At 38.3% G+C, this 20274-nt stretch carries 18 protein-coding genes and 1 rRNA gene; 8 read left to right on the top strand and 11 right to left on the bottom strand.

Features of this window, described 5'->3' with window-relative positions; genetic code table 11:
• Nucleotides 1-192: 192 nt before the first annotated feature.
• Both rrf and H592_RS0109170 read left to right on the top strand, forming a co-directional pair.
• Nucleotides 193-308: ribosomal RNA gene (gene rrf / locus H592_RS0109175) — 5S ribosomal RNA — on the top strand.
• A 641-nt stretch (nucleotides 309-949) separates the two neighbouring features.
• A complete protein-coding gene (locus H592_RS0109170) occupies nucleotides 950-1378 on the top strand; it encodes a DUF3859 domain-containing protein (RefSeq protein ID WP_028868512.1) in 429 nt (142 codons plus the stop codon).
• A 133-nt stretch (nucleotides 1379-1511) separates the two neighbouring features.
• Here the strand turns inward: H592_RS0109170 and H592_RS0109165 are convergent, their stop codons facing one another.
• On the bottom strand, nucleotides 1512-2954 hold the full coding sequence (locus H592_RS0109165) for a methyl-accepting chemotaxis protein (RefSeq protein ID WP_028868511.1): 1443 nt from the start codon (nucleotides 2952-2954) through the stop codon (nucleotides 1512-1514).
• A 595-nt stretch (nucleotides 2955-3549) separates the two neighbouring features.
• Between H592_RS0109165 and H592_RS0109150 the strand changes: the two genes are divergently transcribed.
• The 5 genes from H592_RS0109150 (at nucleotide 3550) to H592_RS0109130 (ending at nucleotide 7743) form a co-directional block, all read left to right on the top strand.
• Entirely contained in the window at nucleotides 3550-4473 is a 924-nt protein-coding gene (locus H592_RS0109150) for an ABC transporter ATP-binding protein (RefSeq protein ID WP_028868510.1), read from the top strand.
• Nucleotides 4463-5236: an ABC transporter permease gene (locus H592_RS0109145; protein WP_028868509.1), complete on the top strand. Its 774-nt coding sequence runs from the start codon at nucleotides 4463-4465 to the stop codon at nucleotides 5234-5236. Before H592_RS0109150 ends, H592_RS0109145 begins: the two co-directional genes overlap by 11 nt.
• On the top strand, nucleotides 5233-5910 hold the full coding sequence (gene trmB, locus H592_RS0109140) for a tRNA (guanine(46)-N(7))-methyltransferase TrmB (protein ID WP_028868508.1): 678 nt from the start codon (nucleotides 5233-5235) through the stop codon (nucleotides 5908-5910). The genes H592_RS0109145 and trmB overlap by 4 nt, the downstream gene beginning before the upstream one ends.
• Nucleotides 5911-6035: 125 nt before the next feature.
• Entirely contained in the window at nucleotides 6036-7058 is a 1023-nt protein-coding gene (msrP, locus tag H592_RS0109135; protein ID WP_028868507.1) for a protein-methionine-sulfoxide reductase catalytic subunit MsrP, read from the top strand.
• A gap of 46 nt (nucleotides 7059-7104) precedes the next feature.
• The gene (locus tag H592_RS0109130; protein WP_028868506.1) at nucleotides 7105-7743 is read left to right on the top strand and encodes a protein-methionine-sulfoxide reductase heme-binding subunit MsrQ; all 639 of its coding nucleotides are present in this window, start codon (nucleotides 7105-7107) and stop codon (nucleotides 7741-7743) included.
• Nucleotides 7744-7824: 81 nt separating this feature from the next.
• Here the strand turns inward: H592_RS0109130 and H592_RS21910 are convergent, their stop codons facing one another.
• The 10 genes from H592_RS21910 to dksA form a co-directional block, all read right to left on the bottom strand.
• The gene (locus H592_RS21910; protein WP_051369105.1) at nucleotides 7825-8997 is read right to left on the bottom strand and encodes a glycerate kinase; all 1173 of its coding nucleotides are present in this window, start codon (nucleotides 8995-8997) and stop codon (nucleotides 7825-7827) included.
• A 12-nt stretch (nucleotides 8998-9009) separates the two neighbouring features.
• Nucleotides 9010-10365 (bottom strand): GntP family permease, encoded by a 1356-nt coding sequence (locus tag H592_RS0109120; protein ID WP_028868505.1) that lies wholly within the window; start codon nucleotides 10363-10365, stop codon nucleotides 9010-9012.
• A gap of 160 nt (nucleotides 10366-10525) precedes the next feature.
• Entirely contained in the window at nucleotides 10526-11662 is a 1137-nt protein-coding gene (locus H592_RS0109110) for a sugar diacid recognition domain-containing protein (RefSeq protein ID WP_028868504.1), read from the bottom strand.
• Between the two features lie 167 nt (nucleotides 11663-11829).
• Nucleotides 11830-12210, bottom strand: a complete 381-nt coding sequence (panD, locus tag H592_RS0109105) for an aspartate 1-decarboxylase (protein WP_028868503.1) — start codon at nucleotides 12208-12210, stop codon at nucleotides 11830-11832.
• Nucleotides 12211-12280: 70 nt separating this feature from the next.
• Nucleotides 12281-13135 carry a pantoate--beta-alanine ligase gene (gene panC, locus H592_RS0109100; RefSeq protein WP_028868502.1) on the bottom strand — a complete coding sequence of 285 codons (855 nt, stop codon included), beginning with the start codon at nucleotides 13133-13135 and terminating at the stop codon, nucleotides 12281-12283.
• A 47-nt stretch (nucleotides 13136-13182) separates the two neighbouring features.
• The gene (panB, locus tag H592_RS0109095; protein ID WP_028868501.1) at nucleotides 13183-13977 is read right to left on the bottom strand and encodes a 3-methyl-2-oxobutanoate hydroxymethyltransferase; all 795 of its coding nucleotides are present in this window, start codon (nucleotides 13975-13977) and stop codon (nucleotides 13183-13185) included.
• A 61-nt stretch (nucleotides 13978-14038) separates the two neighbouring features.
• Complete coding sequence (folK, locus tag H592_RS0109090) at nucleotides 14039-14521, bottom strand: 2-amino-4-hydroxy-6-hydroxymethyldihydropteridine diphosphokinase (RefSeq protein ID WP_028868500.1); 483 nt, start codon at nucleotides 14519-14521, stop codon at nucleotides 14039-14041.
• Nucleotides 14514-15839, bottom strand: coding sequence for a polynucleotide adenylyltransferase PcnB (gene pcnB, locus H592_RS0109085; protein WP_037071439.1), 1326 nt, complete (start codon nucleotides 15837-15839; stop codon nucleotides 14514-14516). Before pcnB ends, folK begins: the two co-directional genes overlap by 8 nt.
• Nucleotides 15840-16085: 246 nt before the next feature.
• A complete protein-coding gene (gluQRS, locus tag H592_RS0109080) occupies nucleotides 16086-17024 on the bottom strand; it encodes a tRNA glutamyl-Q(34) synthetase GluQRS (protein WP_245600395.1) in 939 nt (312 codons plus the stop codon).
• Nucleotides 17025-17060: 36 nt separating this feature from the next.
• Nucleotides 17061-17510, bottom strand: coding sequence for an RNA polymerase-binding protein DksA (gene dksA, locus H592_RS0109075; protein ID WP_028868497.1), 450 nt, complete (start codon nucleotides 17508-17510; stop codon nucleotides 17061-17063).
• 261 nt (nucleotides 17511-17771) lie between these two features.
• On the opposite strand from dksA, the gene hrpB reads away from it, so the two are divergent.
• On the top strand, nucleotides 17772-20252 hold the full coding sequence (gene hrpB / locus H592_RS0109070) for an ATP-dependent helicase HrpB (RefSeq protein WP_037071438.1): 2481 nt from the start codon (nucleotides 17772-17774) through the stop codon (nucleotides 20250-20252).
• Nucleotides 20253-20274: the final 22 nt, after the last annotated feature.

Raw genomic sequence — 20274 nt, 5'->3', positions numbered from 1 at the left:
TGAGCTAACTTGTACTAATTACCCGTGAGGCTTAACCATACAACACCTAAGTAGTGTTGTTTTGTGACCAAGACAAGTCAAAGAAGACGTTAAAATATACGCTTGTGAAAGCATATTTACATAATGTATTTACTTGAGAATGAACACTCGCATTAGAACATATCATTTAGCTTTTCTAATTAATTTTTATTGCTTGGCGACAATAGCGCTGTGGTACCACCTGATCCCATGCCGAACTCAGAAGTGAAACGCAGCTGCGCCGATGATAGTGTGGGGTCTCCCCATGCGAAAGTAGGTCATCGCCAAGCGCCTAATACGAACAATCCCTGTTGACTTATGTCAGCAGGGATTTTTTCGTTTAGGGCTTTTGGTGGTGATGTCCTGCTTGAGCAGGGGATAAATAAAGCGCCACGCAGTGGCCATCCTTTAGTGCGACAGTAGGGCGAATATCGCGATAGCGATGGGTCATGAGCAATCTCCAACCATCGCCAAGCGCCTAATTTAAAATAGCCCCACTGGTTAATTCCGGTGGGGCTTTTTTAATTGTGTTGATTTATGAGCCACGTAGAAAGTAGGGCGAGTTTGCCGACAGGCAAGGTTGACGAGCGGAGGAGCTCTGCGACGACCGTTCCATCGCCAAGCTTGCATAGTATTCAGAACAATCCCTGTTGACTTATGTCAGCAGGGGCTTTTCGTTTAGAGCTCTGGAGACCTCGAGCATGAGATGGGCAAAGCGTACGTAATAGCAATCCTTCAATGCCATTGATACGGTGAATGATGCACAGTATCGTTTTATGAGTGTGAAGCTCTTCATATTAATTGTTGTTTAGAATAGTAGGTTTTGTGTGTAAAGAAGACTTAGGCTTATAAGTACTTCCGCACAAGTCTCTATTTTATAAGTTCTTTATTGGCTATAATTCTTCATATAGTTATTAATGAGCGGGAAAATATGGCCAAGAAAAAGCCTGAGATCAAGATGCAAACCTATGGTATTCATTCTAAATGGGAAGCTAAATCTAAAGCTTTACCTAAAGTACTTGAATTTACAACTGATATTCCTGCGGAAATTGATATTGAGTTTGGATTTATCATTAATGTGAAAAATGCTCGCGGTAAAAAACCTTTTTACTGTATCGATCATCCTGGTATTTATGATGTTAAAGGAAATGTTCGACCTGCATTTACTGGAGAAGTACATATTACCAATAATGATTGGGACTTTTATCTGGGAGATACTATTTGGGCTCCCATTGAAGATAAATGTGGCCCGTGGCGTATGACTATAACATTGAATGATCAGACCATTGCAGATAAAACATTTAACGTATCATCAAATAAGTTAGATTCACCGATTAAGCAGCGTTTTTCATATTTATAATTATTTATTTTAATCCTTGTGCGATGCATACCCGTTGTCAATATTATCCATTATCGGTCTACCTTGCGGTTTACTGACTTTTAGAAATTGAAAGATAACGGGTATATATCGCTAAATAGATAACGTAAATTATCTATTTAGTTTGATAGCGAGCTAGAATTTTTCCTAAATTTTCCGATGCGCTAGATAATTTAACTACGCCTTTCGCAGACTGACTTACTAAGTCTTTAACTGTATTAGATTGTAAGCGAATACCACTCAGTTCCTCTGAAATATTATTAGAGACTGAGCTTTGCTCTTCCGAAGAAACAGATATTTGATAGCTCATGTCATTGATCGTTTGTGAAGATTCTTTAATAGAATTAACATCGCTGCCAATCTCTACAATCAATTCTCGGCTTATTTGTGCTTGTTTGACAGTATTTTGAGTCATATTTGAAATGTTATTGGTTTCTAACTGTAAGTTCTCAATCATTGATTGAATTTCAAGTGTTGCAGATTGAGTCCGACCCGCTAAGGTTCTAACCTCATCGGCAACAACTGCAAAACCTCTCCCCATTTCTCCTGCTCGGGCTGCTTCAATTGCTGCATTAAGCGCAAGTAAATTAGTTTGTTCTGAAATAGAGTTGATGGTTGTGACTACGTCATTAATTTTTATCGTATTCTCTTGCAAAGTGATCACTGAGTCAGATGTTTGCTCGATATAAGAAGATAATTGTTGGATCTCTTTCACTGCATGCTGCACGCGGTTGTCACTTTGTTTAATATATTCTGAATTATTTTCAATCTGATGTGATGCTTTTTTAGAAACGTCGGTGACTTCTTGTGATGATGCTGTCATTTCTTCCATAGCTGTAGCTATCGCATCGAGCGAAACATGTTGATTGTTGATATGTTCTTCGCTTTGACGTGTTTCATTCGCAAAAGAAGATGAAGCGTGATGAAGCGTTTCTGCATTCTCTTTAACTATCTCTACTAATTCAGTTAAAGTGTCCATCGCATCGTCAAGTGCACAGCCAATGGTGCCAAACTCATCTCTACCAGGGTGAAAGCCTAAACGAGAAGTTAGGTCACCTTTGGAAATATTTTCAGTCGTATTCCATAATACCCATAATGCGCCTCCGAGAAAAGTTGCGGTCCAATACAGAACAAGAGCAAAGGGGAGTATCCAAAGGTATGATAAGTACAAAGAATTTAAGGCTTGTTGTTTTGCTGCTTTTTCTTGTGATGATACCGCTTTAGTTAATGAAACATATTTTTCGGAATTAATTTGAATAACGGCTGTTAATTTTTCTTTACTTCGGGAAGATACTTTTTTTGAACTGGATTCTGTTATATTAAATGAGTTCAACTTGCTTAGTTGTTTACTAGACTCCAATGCTAAAACTATACCTGACAACTCACCTTCTAAGGCAAGCATTGATTGTTTTTCGATTTGTTGTAAATCATTTTGGTATCGACTAAATGACAGCGCTGTTAACACAATTAAAAATAAACCTAAAATGATCCAAAACTTGTCATTAATAGACATCTTTATAAATAGTTTATCTACATTACGGAATCTAACTTCTTTCATATCTTCTCCATGAAGCACTTTTTTAAATGCAACGGTCATCGCCAATATTAGGCTTTCAGTGCGAATTGATTTTTTGGGGCCATCTCATGCGCCATGCGCGTTACTATTTTTTTAACTTGTTCATTTTTTTGTGTTTTTTTACTAAAACTTACAAAGTTACAAAAAAATGTATCGGCAGATGTTACATTATCTTTAGTAAATATAATTAAAAATTTACTCATTAAGAGGTGTTTGTCATAAATCAACCGTGACAGCTTAGTAAAGAAGTTTTTTAGTGGAATATTTTTCTGAATTTTTTTGCTTTATCGATTTTAGTATTATTTGAAAGGGTCTTTGCTTTAAGTTGAATATTGATTTGGACGTTTTTATGCGCCTTTAACATCTCGGTTCATTATTAATAAATTATATAATACTGGCTAATTGAACACTCTCATTAAACTTTATATTAATAAACCCTTACAATTTTTCAGTATTTGTTAATCCTATTTTTATTAGCTATTAATGTTACAATTTACTGTTATTCCATATTTTCAATCATCGCTCCAATTTCATTATTGCAACGCATGAACGATCAATCACTAAGGCTTATATTGTAATGAATGCAATCGAACTTCAAAATATAACTAAAACCTATAGAGGCGGTGTTGTCGCCCTAAAAGGTGTTTCTCTAGAAGTTGCTGAAGGCGACTTTTATGCTCTGTTAGGGCCAAATGGTGCGGGTAAATCAACAACTATAGGTATTATTTCATCGTTAGTGAATAAAAGCTCAGGCCAGGTACGCGTATTCGGCTATGACATCGATACACAACTTGAAGCTGCCAAAAGCCAAATTGGTTTAGTACCACAGGAATTTAACTTCAATCCATTCGAACCGCCATTACAGATATTAGTTAATCAAGCGGGCTTTTATGGTACGCCGCGAAAAGAAGCTTTTATCAGAGCAGAAAAGTATCTAAAGCAACTCGACTTATGGGAAAAACGCAATGAACCTGCAAGAGAGTTATCTGGGGGGATGAAACGACGTCTGATGATTGCCAGAGCATTAATGCATGAACCAAAATTATTGATCCTCGATGAACCTACTGCAGGTGTTGATATCGAATTACGCCGCTCGATGTGGGAGTTTTTAACTAAACTCAATAAACAGGGAGTCACTATTATTTTAACAACTCACTATTTAGAAGAAGCAGAAAGTTTATGTCGTAATATTGGTATTATCAATAAAGGCGAATTAGTGATTAATACCAGTATGAAGGAATTAATTGGTCGTTTAGAGAATGAGACTTTCATTTTAGATGTTAACTCTACGGCACATTTACCAGAAACTAAAGATTACAAACTAACCATAATAGATGATCGAACTGTCGAATTAGAGTTAGCTAAAGCCCATTCATTGAATAATGTTTTTGAATTACTAACAAAGCAAGGTGTTGAAGTCAAAAGTCTTAGAAACAAATCCAATCGCTTAGAAGAATTATTTTTAGAGTTAGTTAAAAATGGAGTTATTGATGCTAAATAAACAATATGTGATAGCAGTTAAAAGTATCTGGACTAAAGAAGTTAATCGCTTCTTGCGCATATGGGTGCAAACATTAGTCCCACCTGCTATTACTATGTCTTTGTATTTTGTTATTTTTGGTAACCTTATTGGGGCAAGAATTGGTGAAATGAATGGGTTTAGCTATATGGCCTTTATCGTTCCAGGTTTGATCATGATGTCAGTGATCACCAACTCTTACTCAAATGTAGCTTCGTCATTCTTTAGTGCTAAATTCCAGCGTAATATTGAAGAACTGCTAGTCGCACCGGTTCCAAACTATCTTATTATTTGGGGATATGTTGGAGGCGGTGTTGCGCGAGGTTTGATGGTTGGGTTTATTGTTACTTTAGTTTCTTTGTTCTTCGTTGATTTACATATCCATAATGTATTGGTATTGATAGCGAGTGTACTTTGTACTTCTATTCTTTTTTCTATCGGTGGTTTATTGAATGCAATTTTCGCTAAAACCTTTGATGATATTAGTATTATTCCTACCTTTGTGTTAACACCTTTAACGTATCTTGGTGGTGTTTTTTATTCTATTTCACTGCTTCCTGAGTTTTGGCAAGGCGTGTCTCATTTTAATCCGGTTTTTTACATGATCAACGCTTTCCGTTATGGGTTTCTAGGCGTCTCTGATGTGCCTGTAATTTGGTCATTTACCGTGATATTTACTTTTATCATTATCGGTTACACGTTAGCTGCCGTATTACTTAAAAAAGGTGCAGGTATTCGTTCATGAATGACATTACTGGTGACTCAAGAATTATTACGTCTAATCAAGTGGGGTTACACGAGAAATTAGATGAAGTGGTGTTAAAGCATTTACAGCATGACTTTAAAAAGCCTTACCAAACGCATACTCTAGAAGCGTTTAAGGAAGTTGAAAAGTGGGTTGAGCAACAAGCTAAACCGATTATATTCGACTCTTGCTGTGGTGTTGGTGAAAGTACTTACCATATTGCAAAAGCACACCCCGAGGCGATTGTATTGGGAATGGATAAATCTGCAGACCGGTTATCAAAACATCCTAGTGATGGAGAAGCTTCTATTGAAGACTTAGATAATTATCGTTTATTGCAAGTTAATTTAAATGATTTTTGGCGCCTAGCGGTGGACGCAAATTGGACTCTTTCACATCATTATCTGCTATATCCTAACCCATGGCCTAAATCTAAACATTTACAACGTCGTTGGCATGGAAGTGCGGTTTTTCCATCGATAATTAAATTAGGTGGTCAACTTGATTTGCGCAGCAATTGGTTTACTTATGTTGAAGAGTTTCAACGGGCATTACAATTAGCTAACGTTGATAGTAAGACTGAAATTTATACTGCAGAACAAGCAATTACACCTTTTGAACGTAAATATTGGGCAAGCGGTCAGCAGTCTTTGCGTTTAACCTGTGATTTATAACCTGTCATTTATAAATAGGGGAGGCCTATAAACTTTCACTATTTTTTAATCACATGAAATATAAAGTGTGTTTTAGCGGTCTATTTTTTTATACAGTCGAAGTGAAAACTGAGTGAGGATAAAAGATGCTAATAAAACACACTAAAAAGTCGCAATTAAAAGAATCACAATTAACTGGCGAGTCAGTCTATAAAGAGCGCCGCCATATTATCAAAGGTCTAGGCCTTGCTGCTTTAACTATCCCTTTTATTAAACCTGCTAGTGCCAGTGTTTTCGATATTTTTTCTAGTGGCAATGATCAGGATAAAAATGCATTATTCCAACGCTCTGCATTATCATTTACTAAAAATACTAATTACCAATCGCTCACATCACTGACGCCTGAAGATAAAGTTATTCAATATAATAACTTTTATGAATTTGGCACAGGGAAGGGGGATCCCGCTCAATATAGTCAGCAATTTCAAGTTGATCCTTGGTCATTAACTATTGATGGCTTAGTGGATAACCCACAAACATTAAACTACGAAGATTTACTGAAAAAATTCGATATCGAAGAGCGTTTATATCGCATGCGTTGTGTTGAAGCTTGGTCGATGAATATTCCTTGGTTAGGTTTCACGTTGGCAACGCTATTAAAGCAAGCGGGTGTTAAGTCCGATGCTAAGTATGTGCGCTTTGAAACTGTGTTTGACCCAGACCAAATGCGTGGGCAAGCTTCTAGGTTCGTCGGGGGCAGTATTAACTTTCCATATGTTGAAGGTTTAACCATTGAAGAAGCGATGAACCCGCTTGCATTGCTTTCTGTAGGTCTCTATGGCAAAACATTAGCACCGCAAAATGGAGCGCCTATTCGCTTGGTTGTGCCCTGGAAGTATGGTTTTAAAAGCATTAAATCAATTGTAAAAATAACGCTAACAGATAAAGCACCCATTAATACATGGCAAGCGCTTGGCCCTGATGAGTATGGTTTTTTTGCTAATGTTAATCCGCGAGCTGATCACCCTCGTTGGAGCCAAGCAAACGAACGCTTTATCGGTGAAGGAAACGTATTCCAACAAACTCGACAAAAAACATTAATGTTTAACGGTTATGAGGAAGAAGTGGGCCATCTGTATAAAGGTATGGATCTTCTACGTAATTTCTAAACCTGATCTCGTTAATCTTATAAACTTATAACAGAGCGCATTAATCATGAATAAAATACCACCTTTGGCGATAACATTCATAAAAGCGATTATTCATATCGCTTCGCTATCGGTGTTATTGTATTTCTACCTGTTAATTGATAGTAATCAGTTAGGTGCAGACCCTGTTAAAGAGATGATCCATTTCTTGGGGAAAACAGGTTTAAATTACTTGTTAATAACGCTTGCGATAACCCCCATTAGTAAACGCTTTAAGCAACCCTTATTAGGGCGCATAAAGCGTGTTTTAGGCTTATATTCGTTTGCTTGGTTATGCTTGCACTTAATTGCATTTTTATGGTTGGAATTAAATTGGGAAGTATTTTTATTATTTGATGAAGTAATTAAACGACCATACTTAAGTTTAGGTATGTTAGCTTGGATCATTTTGTTGTTACTTAGTATTACTTCAATCACTTCAATTAAGCGTAAAATGAAACAGGCTTGGTTTAGTTTACACCGCTGGGTTTACATCGCAGTTTTACTGGGCACAGTACATTATTACTGGTCAGTAAAGTCGGGCTTAATCGAGCCAAGTATTTACTTTGTTATTTGTTTCATTCTACTTAGAGAGCGTAGTAGTTATTTTAAAGCGCAATTTAAAGAGTTAATAACGTTTATCAAAAAAGCCCCTTTATTTTCATAGTGGCTGTTATTAAAGTAATGGCTACTAGAGCCTTTACGTATGTAACCTTCAATAACACTTTTATATTCGATTAATACGACTTTAAGATTGGCTGTAATATTTAATTAACGTGCTATTACAAGGGTTGATAGACCAACATTTAGCAATATTTTCAGATAAATTTTCAAGATTAGTTTGCGCTTCTGCAAATGCTTGCTCTAAAGGCATTACCCCTGGAATACAAGCAAATACCGCATCTATTCCACATGAATAAACTGCTTGATGATGCTTGCCTAAACTACCCGCAACACCAATCACCGGGATATCAAATTTTTTTGCTATTTTAGCAACCCCCATCGGTGTTTTGCCATAAATCGTTTGGTTATCAATACGGCCTTCACCAGTGATCACTAGATTTGTATTAGGCATATATTGACTCAATTGAACTGCATCCAATACTAAATCAATACCTGGTTTTAACGTCGCATTGGTGAATGCTATTAATCCAGCACCCATTCCGCCTGCAGCACCAGATCCTGCTTGGTTAAGCACATCAATATTAAGTTGTTGTTTAATACACTGTCCATAATGTTTTAAGCCAATATCTAAATATTGAATATCTTCATCTGTAGCCCCTTTTTGAGGGCCAAATACACGGCTTGCACCGTGTTCTCCACAAAGAGGGTTATCTACATCACAAGCTACCAATATTTCGCAACTCGTTAACCGTTTATCTAACCCGTTAATATTGATAGTGTTAATGTGATGTAAGCCTGCACCATTAGTTTCTATCAGTTGCCCATGCTTATCTATAAACTGTATGCCGAGTGCGCTTAACATACCTATACCACCGTCATTAGTCGCACTGCCTCCTAACCCAATAATAATTTTCTTCGCACCTTGATCTAATGCTGCTTTTATTAATTCTCCTGTACCGTAACTGGACGTTTTTTTAGGATCTCGTAAGGAAGCTGGAACATGATGTAAGCCACTTGCAGCGGCCATTTCAATGATCGCCGTATTGCTGTCATCTCCTAACCACCCATAAAAGGCATCCACAGGCTGTGCTATAGGCCCTGTAACTTTAAGGTGGATTAGCTGACCATTTGTAGCATCAACCAAAGATTGCACTGTACCTTCACCACCGTCAGCGACAGGGATTAAGTCATAGCTCGCATCTGGGAAAACACGTTTAAAGCCAGTTTCAATTGCACGACAGACTTGCTTGGCGGTTAAACTTTCTTTAAATGAATCGGGAGCAATGACTATTTTCATATCAACCTCTATTTATAACAATATTAAACTTAATAAATAAACACAGATAATTGCGGTAATACCTTGTACCAACGTCGCCATTGTTTGTGCCCGGTAAGCTAAGCCTACGGACATTTTACTGAACTGAGAAACCACCCAGAAAAAACTATCATTGGCATGTGAAACTGTCATTGCACCGGCACCAATCGCCATCACTGTTAATACTCTACCCATTTCGGAATCTAGCCCCAATTGTGGTAATAATGGTGCAACAAGAGCTGAAGTAGTTACTAAAGCGACCGTAGAGGATCCTTGTGCCGATTTTAATGCAGCTGCAACGATAAATGGCATAAAAATCCCGATCCCCAATCCGGTTAACGTAACCCCTAAATACTCGCCTAAAGGCGTGGCTTTTAACACCGCTCCGAATGCACCACCGGCACCGGTGATTAAAAGAATCGGTGCTGCTACCGTGATCCCTTTACTAATATGTTCACCGAGTTCAATTGACTTCTTCTCAGATTTTAATAACCGTAATGCAAAGCCCAAACCAATCAACAGGGCACTAATTGGGGCACCTAAAAAGACCAATATATCGAAGATGATACCATTGCCTAATGGTTGGCTTGGGAATTTAGCAATTGATGAGCCACATATTAATAGAATAGGAATAAATATAGGTGCGAAAGCTTGTGCAGCTGTAGGCAATACGCCGTAGGATGCTTTAAGTTCTGTCCATGATTGTTGCGTTGCCTGTGTTTCATCAGGTATTGCATCTGGTTCAACATCTTTAAATCTGTTTGCCCATAATGTACCTGCTAATGCAGCAACTGCTGCGACAACAATACCAACAGCAATTACTAATCCCAAGTTTGACTCTAAACCTAGGTTACCTGCGGCTGCAATGGGGCCTGGGGTCGGTGGGATAAACGTGTGAGTTGCGTATAAGCCCGTTGCTAATGCGACACTCATGGCAACGCTTGATGTTTGTAAACGATTTGCTAATGATTCTTTTAACGAATTGAGTATGACAAAACCAGAGTCACAAAATACAGGAATAGAAACAATATAACCGATGATTGTCATGGTTAACGTTGGAAAGCGTTCTCCAAGTACTTTAATCACATATTCAGCCATGGTAATAGCTGCACCACTTTTTTCTAGAATAACCCCTATGATCGTGCCTAAAACAATGACTAATCCAATATAGCCCAGTATACCGCCGAAGCCACTTGCGATTGTTTTTGCTATTTCTGACGAAGGTAGGCCATAAGCAAAAGCGGCGATAAAAGCTGATAATAGTAACGCCAAAAAGGGATGTAGTTTATATTTTGTAGTGGTCACTACTATAAAGGCGATAACGCCTATTAAAATTAGTATTAAGCTCATCATAACTCCGTTGTTTAGTTGAACAGCTATTGAACAGCTAGTTTATTTAGTGGAGTTATTATTGAGCTTCAATCAACTAAAGTCTTTAGGCTTTGGTGACAAATTTTTATTACAAATCGATGGTTACTTTGTGCAATTGCACAATAGTATTGGTTCTATTTCACCTTTCGAGTAAATATCCTAGATATAGCTCTAATAAACCGCTTACTGTTTCCGGATCAACATTAGTAATGCTGTGAATACGATTTATTCGGTATCGTAATGTATTTCTATGGATATATAGGCTGTTTGCACATTCCGTTAAAGAGCGATGTTGAAATAAAGCAATGAGTGTTTTGGCCAGCTGTCCATTTTTATCTTCTTGTACCAATACTTGATAAGGTTGACATAAGTGAGCACCCTGCCAACTTTTATGTAATGGTGAAAGCAATACAGGCAAGCGGAGTTCTTCATAAAGATGTTTATGTCTTTCTGGCTGATGTATTAGTCCCCATTCTAATGTTAGTTGTGCACTTTCATAGGAACGTGCAATAGCCCCCTCACCATCAAAATAATGCCCTAAAGCGATATCAACATCTGTTATCTCGTATTCTTTTAAGCGTGCAAATAATGAATCTATACGTCTATTTTCATCATGGCAATCCCATTGGCCATGGGAAAACGTTGCTGGTTTTAATACCACTATTTCATTAAGGGAGACAACGGCGACAAGATTATCTCGTATCGGATATTCTAATAATTCAACTATCTTACGTATACCTTGCAAACTAATAGGTTGGTGAGTTTCTCGAAAGCGGATCAAGACGGCAATACGAGGAGCAGAAATATCGATATCAATTTTTTTTGCCCAACCTAATAATTTGGGGTCATTTGTTTTTGCATTGATCCAAGTAGTTATAAACTCTTCTCTATGTCTTCTATCCCATTGTAATTGCTCTGTTAAGCCGGCATGTTCTACTATCATTTCCGCTGTCATTTTAACTAAATCAGCATATTTTCTACATTCATCAGGATCGCCAGTGATCCCGACTACACCAATGACTTGCCCATTAACTTGTAAGACGAGGTTGATACCTGGTAATACTCCTTTTAGAGAAAGGCTACTTTCTTTGGTGACCTCGATGGTAGTTGAATGTTGTAATGCGAGTAAAGCTGCATCGTGAGTTTGACCAATACGTAATGGGTCTCCGCTGCCGATAATAACGCCTCTATGACTCATTACATTAATATTGTTCCCAATAATTTTCATTGTACGGTCAACGATTTGTTGTGCTAAATTATTCTCTAAAAGAAACACAGATAATTCCTAACATTTAATATTAATGGCTTATAGTAACAATCAATGATTAAAAATAGATGGGAATGTATTTGTTATGTGACGTTATCAGGGAGGAGAGAAACAAAAAAGCCGCTAATAATAAATATGAGCGGCTTTTGCAATCTAGTCGAGCATTTGAGTGTTGACTACGCTACTTGGATTGGAACATCTTTACTTGTACGAACAATGTTATTATCTTTATCTAAATATACTAGGCTTGGTTTATGGCCTTTAATTTCTTCAGCTTCAAAACTTGCGTAAGTACAGATAATCACACGGTCACCTACAGCAGCTTGACGCGCTGCAGCACCGTTAACAGAAATTATTTTTGAACCACGTTCACCAACGATTGCATACGTTGAAAAACGAGCGCCATTATCAATATTGTAAATTTCAATCTGTTCGTATTCTAAAATACCCGATTGCTCTAGGAGGTCTTGATCGATTGCACATGAACCCTCGTAGTTTAATTCAGCATGGGTAACGCGCGCTTGGTGCAATTTGCCTGTTAGCAGTGTCTTTTTCATACAAAACCTTTGATTCTAAAAAATTTAAAATGTTTATTTTTTCAACAGGGGCGACTATAAAGTAAAAACTTTATTGGTGCAAATTAACAACTAAGTTATCAATTAAGCGAGTCTCTCCTAAGAAAGCGGCCATTAACACCACAGCTTGTTTACTGTCTGAGTTTAAAGGTGCCAATGTAAGTGGGTCAACCACATGAATTTTATCAGTTTTAAAGCCTACTTTGTTTAAAGATAGGCTTGCATCTTCAATCAATTGCTTACTATTTTCAGGGGTTACTTGTACTTTTTGTCCAAGGTCATGCATCACTTCTGAAATTTTTGGTGCAATTATTTTTTGATCGACTGATAACTTATTATTGCGAGAACTCATCGCTAAACCCGAAGTTTCTCTAACGGTAGCAACTGCAATAATTTCAATAGGCATAGCTAAATCAATAACCATTTGCTTTATTACACACAGTTGTTGAAAATCTTTTTCTCCAAAGCAGGCAATATCGGGTTGTACTAAATTAAATAGTTTAGCAACAATGGTGCTTACACCGCGAAAATGTCCTGGACGTAATTCACCCTCTAAACAATCCGAAATACCAGGTACTTCAACAACCGTTTGTGAATTTAGTCCATTTGGATAAATGGCCTGCGCAGAAGGGATAAATACAATATCAACCCCAGCTTGTTCAAGCTTGGCACAATCGGCATCTAATGTTTTAGGATAGTTAGCAAGGTCATTTGCATTGTTAAACTGCATTGGGTTAACAAAAATACTGACAACAGTAACATTGGCATGCTGTTGAGCTTCTTTAACAAGGGTTAAGTGTCCTTGATGTAAATTGCCCATGGTAGGTACAAAACCAACTTGAGCACCTTGCTGCTTCATTTTTTTTATTTCATTACGCAGTAAAGTCGGATCTTTAATTATTTGCATGGTTAACTCTTAACAAAAAAAGTTGCTAATAATAGCGGTAGTTGGCGTTAATAAAAGCTATGCTCAGCGCCTGGGAAAATTTTATTTTCTACTTGTTCTTTATAGAGCACAACAGCACGACGAATATCACCGGTCTCTACTAAAAAGTTTTTAGAAAATTTAGGACAAAAACCAGCTGAGATACCAAAGGCATCGTGCATTACTAATATTTGACCGTCTGTTTCAGTTCCTGCGCCAATGCCGATAACAGGAATATGTAACGCTTTAGTCACTCGCTCAGCTAAAGCAACAGGTACACATTCAAGCACTAACAGTTGAATGCCTGCTGTTTGTAATGCGAGGGCATCTTCAAGTAATTTATCTGCCTGTTCATTGGCTCTGCCTTGGACTTTATAACCACCAAAAACATTCACTGATTGCGGTGTTAACCCTAAATGCCCACAAACAGGAATACCGCGTTCGATCAAACCTTTTACAGATGCTGTTAACCAAGTGCCACCTTCAAGCTTGACCATATTGGCACCTGCACGCATTAACGTTGCTGCATTGGTATAAGTTTGTTCTGGTGTTGCGTAAGACATAAACGGTAAGTCGGCAATGATTAAAGATTTCTCTGTTGTACTAGCCACGGCTGATGTGTGATAGGCAATATGCTCTACAGTCACTGGTAAGGTAGAGTCATGCCCTTGTAATACCATGCCTAATGAGTCACCTACTAATAAAACTTGAATACCTGCTTGATCAAAAATAGCTGCAAAACTCGCATCATATGCGGTGATACAAGTAATTTTTTCTTGCTCTTGTTTCATTTTAGCTAAACGCGAAACGTTTACTTTAGCCATTATTGCTCCTAACTAGCAGTGGGGGAATGGTTGCATGATTTTACTGAGGTGATTAATTAATTCAACCTGTAATAGCGGTCAAACCATTTTTATCACAATGTTTAAGTATCTCGATCAAAGAAGTGCCATTGGGCATTTTTAATGTTGGCGCTATTTCAAATAGTGGGTAAAGCACAAACTCACGCTCTTTCATTCCATAATGAGGGACGGTTAAGCGCTCGTTTTCTATCACTTGATCGGCATACAAAAGAATATCTAAATCTAAGGTGCGTGGTCCCCAACGCAATGCTTTGCGCTCTCGTCCTTGTTCTTGCTCAATGAGCTGCAGTGCGTCCAGTAGTTCAAGCGCAGATAGGGTTGTCTCTAGTTTAGCAACAGCATTGATATAATCTGGTTGATCCTGTGGGCCCATAGGCGCACTTCTGTATAAAGATGAACACGTTAGTAATTGTGTGTCTTTTATATTAGAAAGTGCTGTGATGGCTTGTTTTGCTTGTTCAATTGGCTGTGCTTGGTTACTGCCAATACCAATATAACTAATCATTGATCTTACTCGGTGCAGGTTTGCGTTTGGCTTTGCTATAGCGACGCTTTTTAGTGGGTTGATTTGCTTCTGGTTTGTATTCTTTTGCTTTATTGACATTTTGACGAGCATATTGGTGCTCAGGCAATTTATTGTGCAATTGATATTCTTCCCACCATGCCGTTAGTTCGGCTAGTTCGCGACTTTGTTCAACACGTGCTCTTAATGCTAAAAAGTCAAAGGCCGCTCGGAATTTCTCATGCGCGTAAACACGCTGTGCACGTTTACCACCAAAGCGGGGTAGACGATGCTGTAAGATCCAAATATCACGAATAGCTGCTGTGAAGCGCTTAGGAATAGCAATGGTTTTAACTTGAATGGTTAACACTTCATTCATCGCTAACATAAATGCATCGTGTAATTCGATGCCACTTTCAAAGCTCATCTCTAATGCTCGTTGCTCAAGCGGGTACCATAACATTACGGCATAGATGTAAGCAGGGGTCACTCGCTTGCCTTCAGAGATACGCTTATCAGTATCCATTAAAGCTTGTTCGATCATTTTAGTGGCTTTGTCATCTTCGCCATCTTTAAATAAAATAGGGAAGAGAACCGCTAGTAATTTATATTCTTTTAATAATCGATAAGTTGCTAAACCTTGGCCTGATAACAGCAATTTTATCACTTCGTCAAAATGGCGAGCCGCAGGAATATCTTGTAATAAAGAAGCTAAACGACGAATAGGCTCAGCACATTCATCACTGATCGATAAATCTAATTTTGCTGCAAATCGGATCGCGCGCAACATACGCACAGGATCTTCACGGTAACGAACCTCTGCCTCACCGATTAAGGTTAAACGGCGTTTTGCTAAATCGTTCATGCCACCGCAGAAGTCATATAAAGAGTAATCAGCGATATCGTAATATAGGGCATTAACAGTAAAGTCACGACGTTCTGCGTCTTCTTCTAAAGATCCATAAACATTATCGCGTAACAACATGCCTTCTTGTGATTGTTTGACCTTTTGTTTGTCTTGCTCTGCTTCATCGTGATGGCCTCGAAAAGTGGCAACTTCAATGATTTCACGACCAAACAAAATGTGTGCAAGACGGAAACGGCGACCAATTAAGCGGCAATTTCTAAATAAAACTTTAACTTCTTCAGGGGTAGCATTTGTCGTAATATCAAAATCTTTAGGTTTTAAGCCTAATAATAAGTCACGCACACCACCGCCAACCAATAAAGCACGGTAACCTGCATTATGTAAACGATACAAAACCTTCAGAGCATTTTCATCAATATCCGAACGAGAAATTGAATGTTCCGCGCGTGGGATCTTATATTGATCAAGCGATACTGCGGCTTGTGGCGTTTTTTTCTTTTGAAATACTTTTTTTACAAGTTTGCTTAAGCGTTTAATAGCTCTATCCTTTGCATCTACTTAGATGGAATTAGTCTGAAAATAATGCGCTCATTTTATGTGCGCAAGTTATTAAAAACAAATTAAATTTGCTTCTCTGTATTTCGCTTTATTAAAGTAGGCATTTTATGTATCACTACAGTGCTTTAATAAAGACCTTTATTAATGCGTGACAGGCAGTTGAATTTCTAGCTGCTTAGGCACATTGTTCAAACACCAATGTTGCTGTGCCCATAGTAAAATTTCTGCACAGTTCGATTGTGCTATGTTCTTTGGCACTGGATGACCTAAAAAAGCCAACACTTGTATCAAGGTAGGCTCCGGATTTTTTTTATCTACTGCCGTCGCATGGTTTTGTTTCGATAGTTTAAACCCAGGCGCTGTCACCGCTAAAGGTAAATGAATATAACTGGGCACTTTAGCATCAAGTAGGCGGTAAAGGTTTATTTGTTTACCGGTTGTGCTAATTAAGTCTGCGCCTCTTACCACTTCTGTCACGCCTTGCTCAATATCATCTATCACCACGGCAAGATTATAAGCATATAAGCCATCTTTACGTTTAATAATAAAATCATCGTCCACTTGAGTGGCATCTAGTTCAATCAAGCCTTGTAACTTATCGTTAAAATGGGTGGTTTTATGACGGATAGATGACAAGTTAATACGTAATGCGTTAGCAATCGGGGAGTGCTGTTTATCTCGACATTGACCTTGATAAAAACCGCCTTGTTGCTTGATTATTTTACGTGTGCAACTGCATGCATAGCAGAGGTTTTGCTGAGTCAATGTGGCTAATACGGTTTCATAGGCTTGGCTTCTTTGATGCTGATAAATGACATCACCATCCCATAATAAACCATAAGCTTGGAGTGTTTGTAATATATCTTCACTAGCACCGATAATTTCTCGAGGCGGGTCGATATCTTCAATACGAACTTGCCAAATTCCTTGCTGAGATTTGGCTTGCAAATAACTGCCAACCGCAGCCACTAAAGAGCCAAAATGTAATGGTCCTGAAGGTGAAGGAGCAAATCGCCCAATATATTTTTTGTTCTCTTTTAATAACAACTTCTTTTCTCTAAAAACAAAAACGGCTAGCAAATGCTAACCGTTTTTTAATTCGCTTAATCACTAGGATTAACCAATACTTTGTTTTTCTTTTATTTCTGCAAGTGTTTTACAGTCGATACATAAATCTGCAGTTGGACGTGCTTCTAAACGGCGAATGCCGATTTCAACACCACAAGATTCACAAAAACCGAAATCATCAGCTTCGATTTTTTTCAGTGTTTTTGCGATTTTAGTGATTAACTGACGTTCACGATCACGTGCACGTAATTCCAAGCTGAACTCTTCTTCTTGAGTTGCGCGGTCAACAGGATCTGGGAAATTTGATGCTTCATCTTTCATATGATCAACAGTGCGGTCGACTTCTTCGCGTAGCTGAGTTGTCCATGCTTTAAGAATACTGGTGAAATGATCACGTTGAGGTTTACCCATGTATTCCTCACCAGCTTTTTCTTGGTATGGCTCTACTCCAGCAATGGCTAAAATACCGAGTGTTTTTTTGCTTTTATTAGCGGGCATAAATTTTCCTTCTTCCGATGCAGTGTAAATACGCTTTAGACGCATCAAAACGGTGATAAATATAAGTAGTAGGTCGAACAAACTTTGCTAACATAGAGACATCAGTTTTTTTCGGCGGCTATCTATAGCAATAATTGCTATCGGAGTCAAATAATGAGTTACTAATTGTGACGCTATGACCTTTTTTTTATCATATTTGATTATTCTCTGTGCTGTTTTGCCTTTTGCATGTTGTTATATTTTTAAAGGATTTTATCTTCAATGTTACCTATTCAAGCGGTTCTCGCTGAACTTAAACAACAACTTAATTTGTGTCCACAAGTGATCCTTCAAGCCCCCCCCGGCGCGGGTAAATCTACCTGTCTTCCATTAGTTTTGTTAAAACAACGATGGTTTAGCGGCAAAATTATTATGTTAGAGCCACGTCGTTTAGCGGCGCGAAATATTGCTCACTATCTTGCTAAACAATTAGGTCAACCAATTGGCCAGCAAGTTGGATATCGATTACGTGGTGAATCTAAGGTTAGTGCTGAGACACAGCTTGAAATCGTTACTGAAGGTATTTTGATTCGATTATTGCAGCAGGATCCTGAACTAACGGGAATTGATTTAGTAATCTTTGATGAGTTTCATGAGCGAAATCTGCAAGCTGATTTAGGCTTGGCTTTATGTTTAGATGCCCAGGCAAGTTTGCGTGAAGATTTAACCTTATTGGTGATGTCTGCAACTCTAGACAATCAAGCATTACAACAACATTTACCCGCTGCGGCTTACGTCAGTTGTGAAGGGCGGAGTTACCCTATTGAGTATGTTTATCAACCTGTTACAGGGCAGGAAGGAAGCATTGCTCAGCAACAAGCATTAGTCGCATTAATTAAAATGGCTTATCAGCAACAAGCGGGCAATATGTTGGTGTTCGTTGCAGGGGTAAAAGAAATTCTTCGCTGTTGCCGAGATTTACAACATTGGATTGATACTCAACAGCTACCCATTTTATTAGCCCCTTTATACGGTAAATTAAGTTTAGATGAGCAGCAATTAGCGATTCAATCCCCCCCTAATAATATGCGTAAAATAGTGGTCTCGACTAATATTGCAGAAACCAGTTTAACCATTGATGGCATTACTGTAGTGGTTGACTCCGGTGTTGAGCGTAGTTTTCACTTTCAAGCTCAAACGGGGATTGGCAAGTTGAGAAGCCAGACCATCAGCGAGGCAAGCGCTACTCAACGCGCGGGTCGAGCCGGGCGTTTAAGTGCGGGCACCTGCTATCGACTTTGGGCTAAAGAAAAGCGTTTAAGGACACAAAATGAAGCTCCTATATTACAAAGTGAATTAACGGCTTTAATGCTTGAAGTAAGTGCCTGGGGAGTTACTCATCCTCAACAATTACCTTTTTTAACCCAGCCCAACGAAAATAATATTCAGGTCGCGCTACAGTTATTGCAAAGTATTAACGCAATAGATTCTCGTGGTCGTTGTACTGCCCATGGTGAGCAGATCATTGATCTTGCCTTAACACCTCGATTAGGACATATGCTGATCACCGCTAAAACATTAGAAAGCAACTTAAAGCAGCCTGGGGTGGTGGCATTGGGCTGTTTAATCGCCGCATTTTTAGAAGCAAATGAAAAAGGTAACGATGATATTGAAGCACAGTTAAATTCTGTTTCTTATCAGGTGAAAAAACAATATCAAATATTGCTTAAAAAATGTTCGCAGAAAATGCCTAGCAGTTTACCAATGCAATATTGTGGGCTGCTATTAGCGATTGCTTTTCCCGATCGTATTGCAATGAGCCGTGGTAACGGGCAATCTCTTGACTATTTACTGAGTAATGGAGCCGGTGCGTGTTTAGTTAATCATTCTGCATTATTAAATGAAAAAATGCTGGTGGTTGCAGATCTCGCGCTGTCGGAACAAAAAACTAATAGCCTTATTTTTAAAGCATGTAGTATCAATTTAGAGACCATAAAAGCTTACCTTCCACATTACTTAATGTCTGTTGATTACTTATGTTGGTCGTTAAAAGAAAATAAATTGATTGCTGAGCAACGCTTGATGTTAGGTAAAATTACAATTAGCCGTTTACCACTTGCTAAGGTATCGAAGCAACAAAAGTTAAGTGCATTACTCAATGGTTTAAGGCAAGCAGGACTGTCTATTTTACATTGGAGTGATGCGAATAAAGCCTTATTAATCCGTTTACGTTATGCAACTGATCAGTATAAGTTGGCAAGCGAAAAAGACGTCGTAGACTTCAGTGAGGCGGCATTAATTGAACAATTAGAGTTATGGCTAGCCCCTTTTTGCACTGGTATTACACAACCTGAACAATTTAAAAAAATTGATTTGAAAGCTGCGTTATTATCTCGTTTAACTTGGTTACAGCAACAAAAATTAGAGGTACAGTTTCCACAAACGATTACCGTGGCTACGGGCTCGGCGATTAAATTACAATATCGAGAGCAACAAATTCCGTTATTGTCGGTTAAAATGCAGGAATTATATGGTCAGGCACAAACACCGAGTATTTTCGATGGGCGCATCGAGATTCAATTAGCCTTGTTATCACCGGCGATGAAACCATTACAAGTGACTCAAAATTTGCATTCATTTTGGTCTGGCGCTTACAAAGAAGTACAAAAAGAGATGAAGGGGCGTTACCCAAAACATTTTTGGCCCGACGACCCCGCGAATGCATTAGCAACACGTAAAACTAAAAAACATTTATCTAGATAATGTTATGGTGCGCGCTGATCAT

It is taken from the genome of Psychromonas arctica DSM 14288 (assembly GCF_000482725.1).
Classification (GTDB): domain Bacteria; phylum Pseudomonadota; class Gammaproteobacteria; order Enterobacterales; family Psychromonadaceae; genus Psychromonas; species Psychromonas arctica.
The sequence above is the reverse complement of the archived record's forward strand: the minus strand, read 5'-3'. Positions and strand labels throughout refer to the sequence as shown.

Bases quoted from the DNA above. Each gene is read 5' to 3' on its own strand.
- H592_RS0109170 (WP_028868512.1), top strand. From the start codon at position 950: ATGGCCAAGAAAAAGCCTGAGATCAAGATGCAAACCTATGGTATTCAT.
- H592_RS0109165 (WP_028868511.1), bottom strand. From the start codon at position 2,954: ATGAAAGAAGTTAGATTCCGTAATGTAGATAAACTATTTATAAAGATG.
- H592_RS0109150 (WP_028868510.1), top strand. From the start codon at position 3,550: ATGAATGCAATCGAACTTCAAAATATAACTAAAACCTATAGAGGCGGT.
- H592_RS0109145 (WP_028868509.1), top strand. From the start codon at position 4,463: ATGCTAAATAAACAATATGTGATAGCAGTTAAAAGTATCTGGACTAAA.
- trmB (WP_028868508.1), top strand. From the start codon at position 5,233: ATGAATGACATTACTGGTGACTCAAGAATTATTACGTCTAATCAAGTG.
- msrP (WP_028868507.1), top strand. From the start codon at position 6,036: ATGCTAATAAAACACACTAAAAAGTCGCAATTAAAAGAATCACAATTA.
- H592_RS0109130 (WP_028868506.1), top strand. From the start codon at position 7,105: ATGAATAAAATACCACCTTTGGCGATAACATTCATAAAAGCGATTATT.
- H592_RS21910 (WP_051369105.1), bottom strand. From the start codon at position 8,997: ATGAAAATAGTCATTGCTCCCGATTCATTTAAAGAAAGTTTAACCGCC.
- H592_RS0109120 (WP_028868505.1), bottom strand. From the start codon at position 10,365: ATGAGCTTAATACTAATTTTAATAGGCGTTATCGCCTTTATAGTAGTG.
- panD (WP_028868503.1), bottom strand. From the start codon at position 12,210: ATGAAAAAGACACTGCTAACAGGCAAATTGCACCAAGCGCGCGTTACC.
- panC (WP_028868502.1), bottom strand. From the start codon at position 13,135: ATGCAAATAATTAAAGATCCGACTTTACTGCGTAATGAAATAAAAAAA.
- panB (WP_028868501.1), bottom strand. From the start codon at position 13,977: ATGGCTAAAGTAAACGTTTCGCGTTTAGCTAAAATGAAACAAGAGCAA.
- folK (WP_028868500.1), bottom strand. From the start codon at position 14,521: ATGATTAGTTATATTGGTATTGGCAGTAACCAAGCACAGCCAATTGAA.
- dksA (WP_028868497.1), bottom strand. From the start codon at position 17,510: ATGCCCGCTAATAAAAGCAAAAAAACACTCGGTATTTTAGCCATTGCT.
- hrpB (WP_037071438.1), top strand. From the start codon at position 17,772: ATGTTACCTATTCAAGCGGTTCTCGCTGAACTTAAACAACAACTTAAT.